The sequence below is a fragment of the Burkholderia ubonensis subsp. mesacidophila genome, assembly GCF_002097715.1.
Classification (GTDB): domain Bacteria; phylum Pseudomonadota; class Gammaproteobacteria; order Burkholderiales; family Burkholderiaceae; genus Burkholderia; species Burkholderia mesacidophila.
In genome coordinates, this window is sequence record NZ_CP020738.1 from 2801797 (window position 1) to 2818743 (window position 16947).

Sequence of the window (16947 nt, forward strand, 5' to 3'; positions counted from 1 at the left end):
GGCACAAGGCGACAGATGGCATCAGACAAACATTCCGACACGCGCGGCAACGGCACGCCGGCGAAGCGCCCGACCTACGTCGAGGTGTCGAGTTCGATCGAGGAAGAGATCCGCAGCGGCACGTACCCGCCGGGCAGCCGTCTTCCGCCGCAGCGTCAACTCGCGACCGAGCTAGGCATCAACGTATCAACCGTGTCCCGTGCGTACAAGGAACTGCAGTTGCGCGGCCTCGTGATCGGCAGCAAGCGCCGCGGGTCGCTCGTCACCGGCGGCGCGATGCCGAGCATCGAGCCTGCGCGCACGGCGCTCGCCGCCGGCAGCGGCCCGCTCGACCTGACCGTGAACCGGCCGGCCACCGGCGAATTCCTGGCGTGTCTCGCGCAGACCCTCGGCACACTGCCGGGCGACCCGCGCTTCGCGTCGCTGCAGGAGTACCAGCCGCCGCAAGGCCCCGACTGGGCGCGCGCGGCCGGCGCGCAATGGCTCGCCGCGCCGGGCTTTGCGCCGTCGCGCGACCGGATCGTCGTGACGAGCGGCGCGCAGCATGGCCTGTATGCGGTGTTGAACAGCCTGATCGGCACCGACGGCGTGATCGTCGCGGACCGGCTCACGTACTACGGGCTCAAGGCGCTCGCGCCGGTGTTCCAGTTCGAGATCGTCAGCGCGCCGGCCGACGACGACGGCCTGCTTCCCGACGAGATCGAGCGGATCTGCCAGCGCGTGCCGGTGAAGGCGATCTTTGTCGTGCCGAACCTGCAGAATCCGACCGTCACGACGATGAGTCTCGAGCGACGCATGGCGCTCGTCGACGTCGCTCGACGTTATCGGGTCACGATCATCGAGGACGACGTGTACGGCCCGCTCGTGCGCGACCGGCTGCCGACGATCGCGGGGCTTTGTCCGGAGCTGACGTTCCATATCGGCGCGACGTCGAAGATTCTCGCGCCCGGCCTGCGGCTCGGCTATCTGTGCTGCCCGCAGGACAGCGTCGCGCTGTGCGCGGAAGCGGTGCGCACGACCGCGTGGATGCCCGCGCCGATGTCGATGCTGATCGCGACCGCGTGGATCGAGAACGGCACTGCCGAGCGGATCATGAACGCGCAGTTGGCGGAGATCCGCGCGCGCGTGGACCTCGCTCGGGAGCTGTTGCCGGCCGGGCACCTGAAGTCCGATCCCGCCTGCATGTTCGTGTGGCTGCGGTTGCCGCCGCCGTGGCGCGCGGACGATTTCGCCGCGAACGCGAAGGCGCGCGGCGTGGTGGTGATGCCGTCGTCGGCGTTCGCGGTGGATCGGGCCGAGATCGAGCATGGGGTGCGGATCAACCTTGCCTGTGCGGCAACGCGTGATCAGCTCGTCAACGGGCTGCGGATTCTGGCGGGGACGTTGAAGGATCGGCCACGGGCGTTGTTCGGGTCGATTTGAGGGGGTTGATTGTCGACGGCCGTTTCGGCGCGGCGTCGCGGGAGATCGATCCGCTGGAGATCAATCTCCCGGCTTCTCCCAGACCTTGAGATCCTCGACTGCTCGCTCGATGTCATCCATATCATCCTCGCCCAGCGAGTGATCGAACTTCGCGGATAGCATTTCCCTCAGCTTTGCCAGTCTCCGGGTTACCCCGCTTTCATCAATGAATCGCGTCGTCTCCAGCGAGTACGTCAAATTCACGTCGCCGGACTCGTTCCGATCGGCATGGTAATACCGCCCAATATTTCTCAGGGAAATCAGCAAATATTCGATTTCAACGAGCGCGGATAGCGCCTCATCCCCGGAGAAAACAATCTCTTCATTATTTTTCTGCACCTTCACCCCGCTTTGTCATGCCCGCATTCGCCAACCCGGCATCGCCCATTTGATCGAGCGGCTGCTTGCTGTTCCGGTTGGTAGAGTAGCGAACCCGAGTCGTTTTACCGGATCGTAGCGCCGATGCCGGTTATCGTGCAGCTTCGTCCCACCGGATAAACTGTCGGCCGATCACCCCCAGCGGTTGCGGCGCGCCTGTCGCCGCCGCACAAAATATACGCTGCAAGCGCGAGTCCGCGGCATTGAACCGCCTGTCAGGTGACGGAAACTACCACTCGTTACAACAACGGGCGATACGTCGCGGACATTGCCCCGTGGTTGGCAGGTTTCCTTAACATCAACGCAGGGATCCAGCCCTATGGAGAACACGACGGAATGGCGAGGCGCGTTCAAGAACGCTGAAATCAACGCCCTTCACGCCGAATGTTTCGAGCATCAAATTTTAGACAATGACTGGTGGTCGCAAGTCAACCGTTTCAGCCTTGGCTGGGTGTGCGTCCGTCGATCGGGGAAGCTGATTGGTTTCGTCAACGTGGCGTGGGATGGAGGGGCCCACGCCTTTATTTTGGACGCGATGGTATCGCCTGCTTTTCAGCGTCAGGGCATAGCAAAGAACCTGATTGCGGAGGCGGTTGGTCGGGTGAAACAAACCGGCTGCGAATGGCTCCACGTAGATTTTGAGTCGCACCTTCGACCTTTCTACGTTGGTGCTTGCGGATTCAAACCTACCGATGCGGGGCTCATCCCAATAAAGTAGCCGGCGACGCACGGCCGCCTTGATGCTCGCAAATCGAGGGCAAAACGGCTGGAAAGGGGCGTCGATTCCACGATGTTGCTCTCCGGGTCGAACACGAACGTCTCCACGCCAAGCGACGATTGCGCGCGTGTCGGCCCACGAATCGGCGCGCGCGCACAGTCAGTGCGGACGCTCGACATTCCGCCATCGCTGACATGATCCGCGGGTCCCGGGCGGATACACTGGCGGCTGATCATTTCCGGTGGTTGTGGCAACCCTGCTGCCGCCGTCGCATAGAACGACAATCGATGGAGAACGAATGCTGAAACGCGCGATGTTTTCGCTCCTGCTGCTGACGATCTGCGTGATCGGACGTCACGCGGCCGCCCAGTCCACGCTCGAACTCACGACGGAAGGCAAGACCCGCACGCTCACCTCGCAGGCGTTGCTGGCGCGCCCGGATGCGACGGAGATCCACGTGCCGCGCGATGTCGCGTACGGCAGGCCGATGACCTTCCGCGCGGTGCCGCTGGCCAGCCTGCTCGACGGCGCGGCCCTGCCTTCGGACAGCGTGCTCGAAACGCGCGCGGCCGACGGCTTCGCCGCGCAACTGCCGATGGACCTCGCGCGCAATCGCGACGCCGCGCGCGCCGTCGCATGGCTCGCGGTGGAGGACCCGGCGCACCCCTGGCCGAAGCTGCCGGGCAAGCCGGTCAGCGCCGGACCGTTCTACCTGATCTGGGTCGGCAAGCAAGCGTCATCCGTCCGCAACGAGCAATGGCCTTTCCAGATCGTGCATCTCGAGATGCAACAGTCGCCCGTCGCGCGCTGGCCGGCCCTTGCCGTCGATCCGGCGCTGCCGGCCACCGATCCGGCCCGCGCGGGCCAGAGCCTGTTCATCACGCAATGTTTCGCATGCCATCGGCTCGACGGCGCGGGCAGCGCGAACACCGGCCCCGACCTCGACGCGCCGATGAATCCGGTCGATTACTTCCAGCCCGCCGCGCTGCACCGCTACATTCGCAATCCGGCTTCGGTTCGGGACTGGCCCGGGCGGGCCATGCCGGCGTTCTCGCCGGATCAGCTGAGCGATCGCGAGATCGATCTGATCGTCGCGTATCTCGGGTACATGGCGCGGCGCAAGGCGGGGAAGTAGGACGTCCCGGCGACTGCGGCGCTTCGAATGTTCTTACGATCAGATAGAAGCCGTCGCGGCCCGGGTCGGCAATCTTGTAATCCAGGCGGTGCAACTTATACTTCGATCCAAGCGGCGAACATCGAAGGTGAGGATCATGACGACCATTCCAGTCACGATTTTCGAGTTCGACGCCGTGTATCCCGAGCGGGCCGCGCAAGAGCAGGCAGACAAGAAGAAACTCAATGCCTTCGGGATGTTTGCAAAATTCAATCCGTTGAAACACCCCAAGGACGACACGGTGCTGGCAGGGCAAAGCGTGCTTCGCTACGAGCCCTTCTGGAAGGTCGAAGCCATCCGCAATGTCGACTATACCTGCCAGGTAAACTACCCGATTACCATACTCAATCCCTATGCCCGGCAAGTGTCCTTGAGCGACAGTGATTTCGACGTGATCGATAGCGCGGACAAAAGAAAAATAGAAATCCCCGCTGTCGAGCATTGCATCCGGTCATTGAAGGTCAGCGCCTTTCGGGATGCTTTGGAGCGGGATATTCCCGGGTCGACGCTGAGCGCATACCTTGCGAAATACGCGCATCACGAAGTCGTCGCGATGGACAATCCCGAAGCATTGCGGCCCAAATTGACCATCGTGTCCGTCGTTCAGGAAACCCTCGCTCAACTGCAGGGGCAAGCGATCAACGCCACGGAAATCGTCAATGACGAGACGGTGTTTTACGCACTTTGCCTTTACTACCGGCCGGTCTATGCGTTCGAATTCATCTGGTCGGCCGGGGACCGACGGGGCGTTATCGAGGTCAACGGCTTGACCGGCGAAACCGATGAAAACGGTCAATGGTTCCGCGAAAAACTGGATCGTGTATTGACCAGGGAAATGCTCATCGAGGCAGCCTCCGAACTTGCGGGCGCGTTGGTGCCTGGCGGCGGATTCGTGGTCAAGGCAATCAGCAAGATCGCATCCTGACGGCCGGGCCACGACCCTAGATCGTCGCAGTGCGAACTGCCGTTGCCGTGCGAAACGCACCGACTTGCGATCCGCACGCCCGTCAAATCCGCCCGACCTCCCCCGTCCACCGCAGATAATCCCCCCGCGTCCAGTCGAGCGACACGCCGACGCGCTTCGTCCCCGGCCGGATCTTCGGCTTGTGCACCGACAGCGTCAGCGTCTCCAGCGCCGGCCATTCGCGAAACGACAGCACCGCGATCTCGGCGACCAGCGTCTCGAGCAGCCGCGTATGCGGCTTGTGCGCGAGAAACGCCGCCACCCGCGCGCAATACCCGTCGTAGTCGATCCACGCCCCCGCCTCGCTCGGCTCGCAGCGATACCCGAGCTGCGCATCGATCACGATCGGCTGCGGCGCGTCATGCTCGTGCGCATGGATGCCGATCCGCGCCGGCACCTTCAGTTCGTCGACGAACACGCTCCAGCCGCGCCCTCGCAGGCGCGGCGCGTCGATCGACACGAACGGTTCGTCGACCGGCTTCATGATGCGAGCGGCGCGGCCGCGTCGAGCATGATGCGGATGAAATAGTCGGCGAAGCTGCGGCGCACGACGATCTCGAACGTGTCGTCGCCGGTCGGCACCAGCACGACGCCCGCCTTGAAGTAATGCGACTGCGCGCACTGCCCCTGCTTGAACAGGCTCGGATGCAGGTCGAGCGGGCAACCGCGCGCCAGCACGTCACGCACGCGCTCGCCGCTGATCTCGACGACCGTATAGCCGCTGCCGACATCGACCGCCGCCGCATACGCGCCCTGCACGGCGTCGGCGAGCGCCGCCTCGAGCACGCCCGCCTGCACGGGCCCGTTCGAGCGCACGAGCCATTCGTCGGGGCCGAGCCACAGCACGTCGTACTCGGCGCCGCGCGCGACCGTGTTCGGCGCGGCAGGCGGCCGGCAGCCGACCACGCGCTCGAACGCGGCGACGAACGCCGGGTCGCCCAGCTCGCCGCGCACGTTGACGAGGTCGAGGAACGGCCGCTCGCGCAGCGTGAACTTCTTCGATGCGCGCGCCTGCTGCGCCTTCAGCAGGTCGGCCGCGCCGACGAACGGCGATTCGAGCGGCACGCCGCCCGCGCCCGCCACCTGCGTCTGGTTTCTGGTTTCATTCCACATGCTGGCGCACCCCTTCGGTATCGTAGAAAACCGGGCTCGAGATCTTCGCGGTGATGCGCTTGCCGTTGGCCAGCGGAATCACGACGCTCTCGCCCATCTTGTTCAGGCCGCCCTTCACCACCGCGAGCGCGATCGAGCGCTTCAGGATCGGGCTGTAGTAGCTCGACGTCACGTGGCCGATCATCGGCGTCGGCTCGGTCGTCGACACGTGCGTGTCCTTCGCGACGATCTGCGCGCCTTCCGGCAGCACGAACTGTTCGTCTTCGGTCAGCAGGCCGACGAACTGCTTGCGGCCTTCCTTCGCGGTGTCCGAACGCGTGAGCGAACGCTTGCCGAGGAAGTCCTTCGACTTCGCGACGAGCCCGCCCATCCCGAGGTCGTACGGCGTGATCGACCCGTCGGTATCCTGGCCGACGATGATGTAGCCCTTCTCCGCGCGCAGCACGTGCATCGTCTCGGTGCCGTACGGCGTGATGTCGAACTCGGCGCCCGCGGCCATCAGCGCTTCCCACACCGCGCGGCCCGCGTTCGCCGGCACGTTCACTTCGTAGGCCAGCTCGCCCGAGAAGCTGATCCGCATCACGCGCGCCTTCGCGCCCGCGACGGTGCCGTTCCGGTAGCTCATGAACGGGAACGCTTCGTTGCCGAAGTCGATGTCCTGGCAAACCTTCTGCACGACCTTGCGGCTCTTCGGGCCGACGACCGCGAAGGTCGCCCAGTGGTCCGTCACCGACGCGAGGCGCACCTTCATGTCAGGCCATTCCGTCTGCAGCCAGCGTTCGAGCCACGTGAGCACGCGCGCCGCGCCGCCCGTCGTGGTCGTCATCATGAAGTGCTGGTCGGCGAGGCGCACCGTCACGCCGTCGTCGAACACCATCCCGTTCTCGTCGAGCATCAGCCCGTAGCGGCACTTGCCGACTTCGAGCTTGTTCCACGGGTTCGTGTACATCCAGTTCAGGAGCTTCACCGCGTCGGGGCCCTGGATGTCGATCTTGCCGAGCGTCGACGCATCGAGAATGCCGACGCTGTTGCGCACCGCGAGGCATTCGCGCTTGACGGCCGCGTGCAGGTCCTCGCCGTTCTTCGGGAAGTACCACGGCCGCTTCCAGTTGCCGACGTCCTCGAACATCGCGCCGTGCTCGACGTGCCATTCGTGCACGCAGGTCTTGCGGATCGGGTCGAGGAAATCGCCGGTCTCGCGGCCCGCGAACGTGCCGAACGACACGGGCGTGTAGTTCGGGCGGAACGTCGTCGTGCCCGTCTCCGGAATCGACTTGCCGAGCGCCTGCGCGAGAATCGCCATCCCGTTGATGTTGCCGAGCTTGCCCTGGTCGGTGCCGAAGCCCATCGCCGTGTAGCGCTTCACGTGCTCGACCGACTCGAAGCCTTCGCGCGCGGCGAGCAGGATGTCGGCGGCCGACACGTCGTTCTGGAAGTCGACGAACTGCTTCGGCCCGCGCGCGGCGGCCTCGCGGCTGCCGACGAGCCACAACGGCTGCAGCAGGCCTTCCGCGGCTTCGGCCACCTTCGGTGCGACCGGGCGCTGCGTGGCCGTCAGGCCGGCCGCCTTCGCCGCTTCCGCGCCCGCGTCCACCGCGAGCCGCAGCGCACGCGCGAGGCCGAATTCACCGGCGGCCGCGCCGATGCTCGCCTCGGGCTGGACGGCCTTGCCCGGCAGGAAGCAGGCTTTCTCGTCGCTCCAGCACGCCTTGCCGCCCGATTGCGCGAACAGGTGCAGCACCGGGCTGAAGCCGCCCGACATCGCGACGAGGTCGCACGACAACGTCTTCAGCTTGCCGCCGGCCTGGCCGTTCGTGTAGGACGCGACGTCGACCGACGAGACGCGCCACTTGCCCGACGCGGCCGTCACGACCGCGCCGCTCATCACCGTCACGCCCTGGCGCTTCGCCGCCGCCGGCAGCGCGCCGTTGCTCGATGCGCGCGAATCGACGACCGTCACCTTCGCGCCGCATGCCTTCAGGTCGAGCGCCGCCTGGTAGCCGCGATCGTTGTTCGTGAACACGACCGCGTCGCGGCCCGGCAGCACGCCGAAGCGATGGATGTACGCGGACACCGCGCCCGCGAGCATCACGCCAGGCAGGTCGTTGTTGCCGAACACGATCGGCCGCTCGTGCGCGCCGGTCGCGAGGATCACGCGCTTCGCGCGGACCTTCCACAGCAGCTCACGGGTGCCCTTGCGCATCGACACCGGCAGGTGATCGGTCAGGCGTTGCGTGACCGTCACGAGGTTGTGGTCCTGGTAGCCGAATGCGGTGCTGCGCGACAGGATCGTCACGTCGGGCAGCTTGCGCAGCTCGCCCTCGATCTTCTCGACCCACTGCAGCGCGGGCTTGCCGTCGATCTCGGTGCGGCACGACAGCAGGCTGCCGCCGAGCTCGCGCTGGTCGTCGACGAGGATCACGCGCGCGCCGGCCGTCGCCGCCGCATGCGCGGCCGCGAGACCCGACGGGCCGCCGCCGACGACGAGCACGTCGCAATGCGCATAGCACTTGTCGTAGCGATCGGCGTCGAGCGTATCGGGCGCCTTGCCGAGGCCGGCCGCCTCGCGGATCTTCTCTTCATACTTCGGCCACATGTTGCGCGGCCACATGAAGGTCTTGTAGTAGAACCCGGCGGGCAGGAAGCGCGACAGCTTCTGGTTGAACGCGTACTTGTCGTTCTCGAGCGACGGTTCCGCGTTCACGCTGGTCGCGACGAGGCCCTGGTACAGCTCGATCTCGGTCGCGCGCGCGTTCGGCACGCTGTACGGGCCCGATTCGAGCTGCACGACTGCGTTCGGCTCCTCGACGCCGGCCGTCACGATCCCGCGCGGACGGTGGTACTTGAAGCTGCGCGCGACGAAGTGCACGCCGTTCGCGAGCAGCGCGGACGCGAGCGTGTCGCCCTGGAAGCCCTGATAGGTGCGGCCGTTGAACGTGAAAGTCAGCGGAATTGCGCGATTGACGCGGCCACCGGTGCCGAGACGGTCTTTCTGGCTCATTTGCTGGTGCCCTCTTCCTGTGCGTGGGCGGCGGCGGTGCCGCCGAACTTTTCGTAGCCCTTGATTTCATACGTGACCGTGTCGCGCTCGACCTTGAACCAGCGGCGGCAGCCCTGCGTGTGCAGCCATTGCTCGCGGTGCAGCCCGCGCTTGTTCTCGCGCATGAACACGTATTCGCCCCATTCGCGGTCGGTCATGTTCTCGTTGGCGACCGGGCGCACGATGTCGGCTTCCCCGCCGCACGAGAACTCGGATTCGGCGCGCGGCCCGCACCACGGACATTCGATCAGCAACATGTTTCGTTCTCCAATTGGTGGGGTTCAGTGCGCGACGGCGGCAGCGCCGTGCTCGTCGATCAGGTGGCCCGTGTAGAAGCGGTCGAGCGCGAACGGCGCGTTCAGCGGATGCGGCTGGTCCTGCGCGATCGTGTGCGCGAACACCCAGCCCGAGCCGGGCGTCGCCTTGAAGCCGCCCGTGCCCCAGCCGCAGTTGAAGTACAGGCCCTTCACGTCGGTCTTGCTGATGATCGGGCATGCGTCCGGCGACACGTCGACGATGCCGCCCCACTGGCGGTTCATCCGTACGCGCGAGAACACCGGGAACATCTCGACGATCGCCTGCAGCGTGCCTTCGATGATCTGGAAGCTGCCGCGCTGGCCGAAGCCCGTGTACTGGTCGATGCCCGCGCCGATCACGAGGTCGCCCTTGTCGGACTGGCTGATGTACGCGTGCACCGCGTTCGACATGATCACCGTGTTGACGACCGGCTTGATCGGCTCGGACACCAGCGCCTGCAGCGGGTGGCTTTCGATCGGCAGGCGAATGCCGGCCATGTCGGCGATCGTCGTCGTGTTGCCGGCCGCGACCACCGCGACCTTCTTCGCCTTGATGAAGCCCTTCACCGTCTCGACGCCGACCACCGCGCCGCCTTCACGGCGGATGCCCGTCACCTGGCAGTTCTGGATGATGTCGACGCCCGCACGGTCCGCACCGCGCGCGAAGCCCCAGGCCACCGCATCGTGACGCGCGACGCCCGCGCGCCGCTGGATCGACGCGCCGAGCACCGGGTACCGGCTGTTCAGGTTGATCGTCGGCTCGATTTCCTTGATCTGCGCGGGCGTCAGGAATTCGGCATCGACGCCGTTCAGCCGGTTCGCGTTCACGCGGCGCTCGGTGTCGCGCACGTCCTGCAGCGTGTGCGCGAGGTTCAGCACGCCACGCTGGCTGAACATCACGTTGTAGTTCAGGTCCTGCGACAGCCCTTCCCACAGCTTCATCGCCTTCTCGTACAGCGCGGCCGATTCGTCCCACAGATAGTTCGAGCGGACGATCGTCGTGTTGCGCGCGGTGTTGCCGCCGCCGATCCAGCCCTTCTCGAGCACCGCGACGTTGGTGATGCCGTGCTCCTTCGCGAGGTAGTACGCGGTGGCGAGGCCATGCCCGCCGCCGCCGACGATCACGACGTCGTATTCCTTCTTCGGTTCCGGGCTCTTCCACTGCTTTTCCCAGTTCTCGTGATACGAGAGGCCGTTGCGGAACAGGCTGAATATCGAGTAGCGGCTCATGGTTTGGTCCTTCGTTAGCATTCGATGACGTTCACGGCCAGACCGCCGCGCGACGTTTCCTTGTATTTCGTCTTCATGTCGGCGCCCGTCTCGCGCATCGTCTTGATGACCGAGTCGAGCGACACGTAGTGTTGGCCGTTGCCCTTCAGCGCCATCCGCGAGGCGTTCAGCGCCTTGATCGCGCCCATCGCGTTGCGCTCGATGCACGGGATCTGCACGAGGCCGCCGACCGGATCGCAGGTCATCCCGAGGTTGTGCTCCATGCCGATCTCGGCGGCGTTCTCGACCTGGTCCGGCGTGCCGCCCATCACCGCGGCGAGCGCGGCCGCGGCCATCGAGCACGCGACGCCGACCTCGCCCTGGCAGCCGACTTCCGCGCCGGAGATCGACGCGGTTTCCTTGTAGATGATCCCGATCGCGGCAGCAGTCAGCAGGAATTCGACGATGCCGGCCTCGTTCGAGCCCGGCACGAACTTCACGTAGTAGTGCAGGACCGCCGGGATCACGCCGGCCGCGCCGTTGGTCGGCGCGGTGACGACGCGCCCGCCCGCCGCGTTCTCCTCGTTGACGGCCATCGCGTACAGGTTGACCCAGTCGAGCATCGACAGCGGGTCGCGCAGCGACTCCTCCGAACGCGCGCGCAGCCGCCCGTACAGCTCGGCCGCGCGGCGCTTCACGCGCATCGGGCCCGGCAGCTCGCCCTCGACCTTGCAGCCGCGCTCGACGCACGCGGCCATCGTGCGCCAGATCGCGAGCAGGCCCCCGCGCACCTCGTCGGCGGGGCGCAGCGCGCATTCGTTGCGCAGCATCAGCTCGGCGATCGACAGGCCGTGCTCGCGGCACTGGCGCATCAGGTCGTCGCCGGTGCGGAACGGATACGGCACCTCGGCCGCCGCGCGCACGCCGTTCACGCGGTCGCCGTCGCGGTTCACGACGAAGCCGCCGCCGACCGAGTAATACTCTTTCTCGACGAGCAGCTGGCCGTGCTCGTCGAACGCCTGGAAGCGCATCCCGTTCGGGTGCACGATGCTCGTGCCGCTCATCAGCTTGCGGTAGAAGCCGATGTGCTCCTTCTCGTCGAAACGGACCGCCTGCCTGCCGAGCAGCGAGAGCGTCTTGCCGGCGCGGATTTCCGCGAGGCGCGGCTCGATCAGGTCCGGGTCGATCGAATCGGGCAGATGGCCTTCGAGGCCGAGCAGCACCGCCTTGTCGGTGCCGTGCCCCTTGCCGGTCGCGCCGAGCGAGCCGTACAGCTCGACCCGCACGCGCCGCACGAAGCCGAGCAGGTTGGCATCCTCGATATGCGACGCGAAGCGGCAAGCGGCGATCATCGGGCCGACCGTATGCGAGCTGGACGGGCCGATGCCGATCTTGAACAGGTCGAAGACGCTGACGTTCATCTGGCTTCCTCTGGGTGGGCACACGTGAAGTGACGTTGGACGCCAGTACACCAAAGCGTAAAATCGGCCGATAGAACAAAAACGGCATCGGCGTGGGACGCCGCCGCCAAGCGGTGCGCCGCGTGGCCCGAAAGTGCGTTTTGACGATGGTTCCCGACGGAAAAACGCAAGTCCGCGCGCCATCGATCGGCGACGCTGGGACATCCGCGCCGCCCGTGCCGACCCTGTAAGAGAGTGAGACCCGCCCGCCCCGGCGAGCCGTGACGAGATTTGCCGCGATGACACCCGACGTACCCGCTTCCCCCCTCGCCGAACCTGCGCCGAAGCGCATCCGCTTCGGCATCGTGCTGCTGCCGAACTTCACGCTGACCGCGTTCTCCGGTTTCGTCGACATGCTGCGGCTGTCCGCCGACGACGGCGACTACAGCAAGCCGGTGCGCTGCGCGTGGAGCGTGATCGGGGAAACCCTCGCGCCGGTGCGCGCAAGCTGCGGGATCCAGGTCACGCCGTGGGAGACCTTCGACGACGCCGAGCCGTTCGACTACGTGGTCGTCGTGGGCGGCCTGCTGCATTCGGGGCCGCAAGCGGGGCCGGAAACGCTCGACTTCATCCGCCGCGCGGCCGCCGGCGGCGCGACGATCGTCGGCATCTGCACCGGCGTGTTCACGCTGATGCGCGCGGGCGTGCTCGACGGGCACCGCACCTGCGTGAGCTGGTTCCACTACTGGGATTTCATCGAGCGCTTCCCGGCCGCCGACCCCGACCTGCTGATCGCCGACCGGCTGTTCGTGATCGACCGGCGGCGCATCACCTGCTCGGGCGGGCGCGCGTCGATCGACGTGGCCGCCGCGATCCTGCTGCGCCACTTCGACCACGCGACCGTGCAAAAGGCGCTGCGCATCCTGCTGGTCGGCGAGATGCAGAAGGGCAACGCGCCGCAGCCGCATCCGCCGGGGCTCGAACCCGCGACGCACCCGAAGGTCAAGCGCGCGATCCTGCTGATGGAACAGCACGTCGGGCGCGCGCTGCCGCTCGAGGAGCTCGCGTGCAAGCTCGACCTGTCGGCGCGCCAGCTCGAACGGCTGTTCAAGGCCGAGACCGGCAAGAGCCCGCAGGCGTTCGCGAAGCAGGTGCGGCTGCGCACGGCCGCGTGGCTGCTGACGAGTTCGGACCGGACGGTCGCCGATATCGCGTCGAGCTGCGGGTTCGCCGATGCGTCGCATCTCGGGCGGGAGTTCCGCAAGCAGTTCGGGATGCCGCCGGCGGCCTATCGGGAGCGCGGCGGCGAGGCGGCGGCGGTGCCGGACGTGGTCGAGGAAGAAGTGGACTGACCGGCGCCCGCCGTGCCCGGCTTTCCCCGGCGGCATGCCGGGCCGCCGATTAAGCGAGCGCTTACAGGGGAAGCCCCAAGTGCCGCACGACGTGTGTCCGCGTTACGCTTGGACGGCGAGGAGACACACCATGATGAGAAGAACTTTGCATATCGCCGTTGTCGCGCTGCTGGCGTATCTCGTCGCCGATCGCGCGCTGCTGCATGCCCACGGGCTCGACGCCAGCCCGCTTGCGTGCAAACAGGGCGCGGAGCGGGTGAAGCATGACGCGCTCGGCCGGGGCTTCGACGATGCCGCGGCCAGCAGTCAGGGCGAGGCATTCATGTCGGGCTGCCTGGTGACCGGGAGGGGAAGCCAGGGCATGACGATGTCGAGCAACTGACGCGAAAGCGCATCATCCCGGGCGCGACGAATTGGCGTCCACATACACCCAGGCCGAGACGCCCGACGCGAGCACGACCCGATCGCGGCGATACGCGTCGACTTCATAGTCGTCCGCGTGCTGGAGTTCTTCGCGCGTGACCGCAAACACGGTGCCCGTCACCTGGTCGCCGGGATGGCCGGTATAGGCGACGACAGGATGATGGGTCTTCCCGCTCGTCGCGACCACTTCGGGGTCGTCGATCTTCACCATCGTCATCGCGTATCCCGGCATGACGTCCGCACGACCGTCGAGCTTGCGGCCGAAGGTCGCCAGCTGCACCTGTTCGAGTTGCAGCGTGCCGTAAGAAAAAAGCTGCTCGGAGAAAGTCTGGTTGGTAATGGACATGATGACCTCGTTAAAAGGGGTATGGGGAGCGAGTCGGGATTCCTGACCGGGAAACATTGTGCCGCAGGTCTCCAGCACGCTACGCCACGCTCCCGATCCCCCCGACGAAACCGGCGAGCGCGATCACGAGCAGCACACCCGCCGACGATGCCGTGATCCAGCGCTGCTTTCGATGAATCAGCGGATGATTCACCGCGGCCATGTAGCCGGTGAGGATCGTGAAATCGACGGCGATCCACAGCGCAGCCAGGATTGCCAGACTCGCACGTGAATCCGGGGTGATGCCCACGAATTGCGGGAAGAAGGCGACAAAAAACAGCAGGTCCTTCGGATTCGCGATGCCGACGAGAAAGCCGTGCACCACGCCCGGCAAACGCCGCGCCCTTGGCGCCGGTTCGCTTTCGCCATGGCTGCCGCGCGTGCGGCCGGCGCGCCATTCGCCATGCAGCGTCCGGATTGCCAGGACCGCAATGAACACGCAACCCAGCACATGCAGCCACTTGATCAGGCGATCACTGACGAGCACCACGCCGAACACCATCAGCATCGCCAGCGCGATCAGGACGAGGCTTGCGGCATTCGCGCCCATCGCGGTCAGGATGCCCTGACGGAAGCCGCGCCGGGCGACCGTGCCGACCACGAGCATGACGACGGGTCCGGGCGTCGCGATGAGCAGCACGATCGCGGCGAGATAGGCCAACAGCAGCGGATAATGGAGCGCCATGAATAAAAGTTGTTTAATGGTCAGGCTCGCACGCCGCCCGGGTCGGCATCATGCCGGCCCAGCGCCCATGGTTGCGAGATGCGTGTAGTATTGCGCGTCAGGACCGCCGCTGAAAAACGGAAAATCCTACCTGAAACCATGAGTTTTATTCATCTCTGATTCCGTGAAGGCAAAGCCGCTTCCCCCTGTTTACGCATTGCGCGCGTTCGAGAGCGCGGCGCGCACCGGCTCGTTTACGCTGGCCGCCGAGGAACTGAGCCTCACGCAAAGCGCAGTGAGCAAGCACGTCCGGACGCTCGAGGAGTACTTCGGCCGGAAGCTGTTCGTCCGGCGGGGCCCAAAAATGAGCGTGACGGCGGAAGGACGCATCTTCGCGTCGGGCCTCAGGCGCGGTTTCCGGCAAATCGAGGAAGCGTGCACGCTCTTCCAGACGCAACGCGACGTGCTGCGGCTCAAGGCGCCTTCCACGCTCACCATGCGCTGGCTGCTCGATGCGCTCGCCGCGTTTCGCAAGACTCAACCGAGCTTCGAGGTGCAGATCACGAGCGTATGGATGGATGTCGATACCGTCGACTTTTTCAGCGAACCCTACGATTGCGCGATCCTGCTCGGCGCCGGCAAGTTCGGCGAAGACACGCACTGCGTGAAGCTGTTCGACGAATGGTTGATCCCGATCTGCTCGCGCGCGCTCGCGCCGGCGGCCCGTGAGAATCTTGCGGCGTGCGATCTGATCCATCCGTCGCCCGACCGTCGCGACTGGCGCCGCTGGCTCAACGGAAACGGCCGCGAGTTCAACGTGGACATCACGCGCGGCGGACAGGTCTTCGACATGCTCGAACAGGGCATCGCGGCGGCGGTCGCCGGCCACGGCGTATCGATCGGCGATCTGGCGCTGTGCGCCGGCGCCATCGACGAGGGGCAGCTCGCGCTGCCGTTCAAGACAGCGGTCAACGCCGGCGACGCGTATTACCTCATCTCGCCGGAAGACTCCGGCAAGGCGGCGCAGGTTCGCGAACTTCATGCGTTCCTGGAAAGCCGGATGCCGCGGCTGGCCTATCCGGACATTCGCTTCGCGGGCGTGCGCTGAAGCTCCGCGCCGATGAATGGGCCGGCATCTTGCCCACGCCCTTTGTTCCGTCGTCGCCGAAGCAGCCCCACGCCGCATGGGTCGCGCCCGGCGCGCCGGCAGCCTACCGCGCGTCGAGAATGAGATTCAGCGCACGCCGCAGCGGCTCGGCCGCACCCCATAGAAGTTGATCGCCGGTGGTCAACACGCTGTATAACTGCGGCCCGACGTTGAGGCGGCGCAGTCGGCCGACACCGATCTTCAGCGACCCGCTGACGGCGGCTGGCGAAAGTCGGTAGATCGTCTCCTGCTTGTTGTTCGGCACGAAGTCGACCCACTCGTGCGCGTCGCGGATCAGCGCTTCAAGACGGTCGAGCTCGCAGTTCTCCTTCAGCTTCAGCGTGATCGCCGCCGAGTGGCTTTGCAGCGCGGCGACGCGCACACAGAGTCCGTCAACACGGATCGTGCCCGGCGGCAGCCCGAGGATCTTGTTCGTCTCGACCTCGCCCTTCCATTCCTCACGGCTCACGCCGTTGCCGAGGTCGCTGTCGATCCATGGAACGATGCTGCCTGCGAGGGGCACGCCAAACGCGTCGATCGGGTAATCGCTCGCGCGCGCGGCCGCGTGCGCCTTCGTCAGCACATCGAGCACCGGCGTATTCGGATCAGCGAGGCTATCGTCGACACGCTTCGCGACGGCCGACATCTGGCCGAGCAATTCCTTCACGTGCTGTGCGCCGGCGCCCGACGCCGCCTGGTAGGTCATCATGCTCATCCATTCGACCAGCCCGGCGCGAAACAGCCCCGCCAGACCGATCAGCGTGAGCGTGATCGAACAGTTGCCTCCGATGTAGTTGCGCACGCCTGAAGCGATGCCGGCCTCGATCTGCGCGCGGTTGACCGGATCGAGCACGATGATCGAATCGTCGTCCATCCGTTTTGCGGACGCAGCATCGATCCAGAAGCCGGTCCAGCCCGAAGCGCGCAGCGCCGGATAGACGGCCCTCGTGTAGTCGCCGCCCTGGCAGGTGATGACGATGTCCATCTCGCCGAGTTGCTCGACCGAGTTCGCATCGAGCAGACGGTGCTCGACGCCGAGCGGATCGCGATACGAGCGCCCCGCCGCCGACGTGCTGAAATACGTCGGCGAGATTCGCGAAAAATCGCCCTCGTCGCGCATCCGCTTCAGCAGCATGGAGCCCACCATGCCACGCCAACCTACCAGTCCGACCCTTGTCATGATCCCTTTACCTTGTTGAAAAGTCGTCGCGAGCCCTTTGAGC

The 16947-nt window shown here is 65.9% G+C and carries 17 protein-coding genes; 7 read left to right on the plus strand and 10 right to left on the minus strand.

Annotated features, from left to right (window positions below; translation table 11 throughout):
* Positions 1 to 15: 15 nt before the first annotated feature.
* Entirely contained in the window at positions 16 to 1422 is a 1407-nt protein-coding gene (locus B7P44_RS30140; protein WP_084909504.1) for an aminotransferase-like domain-containing protein, read from the plus strand.
* A gap of 60 nt (positions 1423 to 1482) precedes the next feature.
* Here the strand turns inward: B7P44_RS30140 and B7P44_RS30145 are convergent, their stop codons facing one another.
* Complete coding sequence (locus B7P44_RS30145) at positions 1483 to 1806, minus strand: hypothetical protein (protein ID WP_205128718.1); 324 nt, start codon at positions 1804 to 1806, stop codon at positions 1483 to 1485.
* 352 nt (positions 1807 to 2158) lie between these two features.
* Between B7P44_RS30145 and B7P44_RS30150 the strand changes: the two genes are divergently transcribed.
* The 3 genes from B7P44_RS30150 to B7P44_RS30160 all read left to right on the plus strand — a co-directional run bounded on the left by B7P44_RS30150 (position 2159) and on the right by B7P44_RS30160 (position 4656).
* Positions 2159 to 2557 carry a GNAT family N-acetyltransferase gene (locus B7P44_RS30150; protein ID WP_084909505.1) on the plus strand — a complete coding sequence of 133 codons (399 nt, stop codon included), beginning with the start codon at positions 2159 to 2161 and terminating at the stop codon, positions 2555 to 2557.
* A gap of 298 nt (positions 2558 to 2855) precedes the next feature.
* The gene (locus B7P44_RS30155; protein WP_084909506.1) at positions 2856 to 3692 is read left to right on the plus strand and encodes a c-type cytochrome; all 837 of its coding nucleotides are present in this window, start codon (positions 2856 to 2858) and stop codon (positions 3690 to 3692) included.
* A 136-nt stretch (positions 3693 to 3828) separates the two neighbouring features.
* Positions 3829 to 4656 (plus strand): hypothetical protein, encoded by an 828-nt coding sequence (locus B7P44_RS30160; protein ID WP_084909507.1) that lies wholly within the window; start codon positions 3829 to 3831, stop codon positions 4654 to 4656.
* 82 nt (positions 4657 to 4738) lie between these two features.
* On the opposite strand, the gene B7P44_RS30165 is transcribed toward B7P44_RS30160, so the two are convergent.
* Genes B7P44_RS30165 through B7P44_RS30190 form a run of 6 tightly spaced genes read right to left on the minus strand, consistent with a single transcriptional unit; the run spans position 4739 to position 11774 of the window.
* Positions 4739 to 5179, minus strand: a complete 441-nt coding sequence (locus B7P44_RS30165; RefSeq protein WP_084909508.1) for a dihydroneopterin aldolase — start codon at positions 5177 to 5179, stop codon at positions 4739 to 4741.
* Complete coding sequence (locus B7P44_RS30170; protein ID WP_084909509.1) at positions 5176 to 5808, minus strand: sarcosine oxidase subunit gamma; 633 nt, start codon at positions 5806 to 5808, stop codon at positions 5176 to 5178. Before B7P44_RS30170 ends, B7P44_RS30165 begins: the two co-directional genes overlap by 4 nt.
* A complete protein-coding gene (locus B7P44_RS30175) occupies positions 5798 to 8809 on the minus strand; it encodes a sarcosine oxidase subunit alpha family protein (RefSeq protein ID WP_084909510.1) in 3012 nt (1003 codons plus the stop codon). Before B7P44_RS30175 ends, B7P44_RS30170 begins: the two co-directional genes overlap by 11 nt.
* On the minus strand, positions 8806 to 9105 hold the full coding sequence (locus tag B7P44_RS30180; RefSeq protein ID WP_084909511.1) for a sarcosine oxidase subunit delta: 300 nt from the start codon (positions 9103 to 9105) through the stop codon (positions 8806 to 8808). Before B7P44_RS30180 ends, B7P44_RS30175 begins: the two co-directional genes overlap by 4 nt.
* 24 nt (positions 9106 to 9129) lie before the next feature.
* Entirely contained in the window at positions 9130 to 10374 is a 1245-nt protein-coding gene (locus tag B7P44_RS30185) for a sarcosine oxidase subunit beta family protein (RefSeq protein ID WP_084909512.1), read from the minus strand.
* Positions 10375 to 10388: 14 nt separating this feature from the next.
* Complete coding sequence (locus tag B7P44_RS30190; RefSeq protein ID WP_084909513.1) at positions 10389 to 11774, minus strand: L-serine ammonia-lyase; 1386 nt, start codon at positions 11772 to 11774, stop codon at positions 10389 to 10391.
* Between the two features lie 278 nt (positions 11775 to 12052).
* Between B7P44_RS30190 and B7P44_RS30195 the strand changes: the two genes are divergently transcribed.
* Both B7P44_RS30195 and B7P44_RS30200 read left to right on the plus strand, forming a co-directional pair.
* A complete protein-coding gene (locus B7P44_RS30195) occupies positions 12053 to 13105 on the plus strand; it encodes a GlxA family transcriptional regulator (protein ID WP_084909514.1) in 1053 nt (350 codons plus the stop codon).
* Between the two features lie 133 nt (positions 13106 to 13238).
* Positions 13239 to 13487, plus strand: coding sequence for an adhesin (locus tag B7P44_RS30200; protein ID WP_084910109.1), 249 nt, complete (start codon positions 13239 to 13241; stop codon positions 13485 to 13487).
* 12 nt (positions 13488 to 13499) lie between these two features.
* On the opposite strand, the gene B7P44_RS30205 is transcribed toward B7P44_RS30200, so the two are convergent.
* Both B7P44_RS30205 and B7P44_RS30210 read right to left on the minus strand, forming a co-directional pair.
* Positions 13500 to 13874, minus strand: a complete 375-nt coding sequence (locus B7P44_RS30205; RefSeq protein WP_084909515.1) for a gamma-glutamylcyclotransferase family protein — start codon at positions 13872 to 13874, stop codon at positions 13500 to 13502.
* A 79-nt stretch (positions 13875 to 13953) separates the two neighbouring features.
* On the minus strand, positions 13954 to 14598 hold the full coding sequence (locus tag B7P44_RS30210; RefSeq protein WP_084909516.1) for a LysE family translocator: 645 nt from the start codon (positions 14596 to 14598) through the stop codon (positions 13954 to 13956).
* Between the two features lie 163 nt (positions 14599 to 14761).
* Between B7P44_RS30210 and B7P44_RS30215 the strand changes: the two genes are divergently transcribed.
* A complete protein-coding gene (locus B7P44_RS30215) occupies positions 14762 to 15685 on the plus strand; it encodes a LysR substrate-binding domain-containing protein (RefSeq protein ID WP_084909517.1) in 924 nt (307 codons plus the stop codon).
* A 103-nt stretch (positions 15686 to 15788) separates the two neighbouring features.
* Here the strand turns inward: B7P44_RS30215 and asd are convergent, their stop codons facing one another.
* Positions 15789 to 16904, minus strand: coding sequence for an aspartate-semialdehyde dehydrogenase (gene asd / locus B7P44_RS30220; RefSeq protein ID WP_084909518.1), 1116 nt, complete (start codon positions 16902 to 16904; stop codon positions 15789 to 15791).
* Between the last annotated feature and the right edge of the window lie 43 nt (positions 16905 to 16947).

Excerpts from the sequence above, each read along its gene's own strand:
- B7P44_RS30140 (WP_084909504.1), top strand. The coding sequence starts at position 16 with ATGGCATCAGACAAACATTCCGACACGCGCGGCAACGGCACGCCGGCG.
- B7P44_RS30150 (WP_084909505.1), top strand. The coding sequence starts at position 2,159 with ATGGAGAACACGACGGAATGGCGAGGCGCGTTCAAGAACGCTGAAATC.
- B7P44_RS30155 (WP_084909506.1), top strand. The coding sequence starts at position 2,856 with ATGCTGAAACGCGCGATGTTTTCGCTCCTGCTGCTGACGATCTGCGTG.
- B7P44_RS30160 (WP_084909507.1), top strand. The coding sequence starts at position 3,829 with ATGACGACCATTCCAGTCACGATTTTCGAGTTCGACGCCGTGTATCCC.
- B7P44_RS30165 (WP_084909508.1), bottom strand. The coding sequence starts at position 5,179 with ATGAAGCCGGTCGACGAACCGTTCGTGTCGATCGACGCGCCGCGCCTG.
- B7P44_RS30170 (WP_084909509.1), bottom strand. The coding sequence starts at position 5,808 with ATGTGGAATGAAACCAGAAACCAGACGCAGGTGGCGGGCGCGGGCGGC.
- B7P44_RS30175 (WP_084909510.1), bottom strand. The coding sequence starts at position 8,809 with ATGAGCCAGAAAGACCGTCTCGGCACCGGTGGCCGCGTCAATCGCGCA.
- B7P44_RS30180 (WP_084909511.1), bottom strand. The coding sequence starts at position 9,105 with ATGTTGCTGATCGAATGTCCGTGGTGCGGGCCGCGCGCCGAATCCGAG.
- B7P44_RS30185 (WP_084909512.1), bottom strand. The coding sequence starts at position 10,374 with ATGAGCCGCTACTCGATATTCAGCCTGTTCCGCAACGGCCTCTCGTAT.
- B7P44_RS30190 (WP_084909513.1), bottom strand. The coding sequence starts at position 11,774 with ATGAACGTCAGCGTCTTCGACCTGTTCAAGATCGGCATCGGCCCGTCC.
- B7P44_RS30195 (WP_084909514.1), top strand. The coding sequence starts at position 12,053 with ATGACACCCGACGTACCCGCTTCCCCCCTCGCCGAACCTGCGCCGAAG.
- B7P44_RS30200 (WP_084910109.1), top strand. The coding sequence starts at position 13,239 with ATGAGAAGAACTTTGCATATCGCCGTTGTCGCGCTGCTGGCGTATCTC.
- B7P44_RS30205 (WP_084909515.1), bottom strand. The coding sequence starts at position 13,874 with ATGTCCATTACCAACCAGACTTTCTCCGAGCAGCTTTTTTCTTACGGC.
- B7P44_RS30210 (WP_084909516.1), bottom strand. The coding sequence starts at position 14,598 with ATGGCGCTCCATTATCCGCTGCTGTTGGCCTATCTCGCCGCGATCGTG.
- asd (WP_084909518.1), bottom strand. The coding sequence starts at position 16,904 with ATGACAAGGGTCGGACTGGTAGGTTGGCGTGGCATGGTGGGCTCCATG.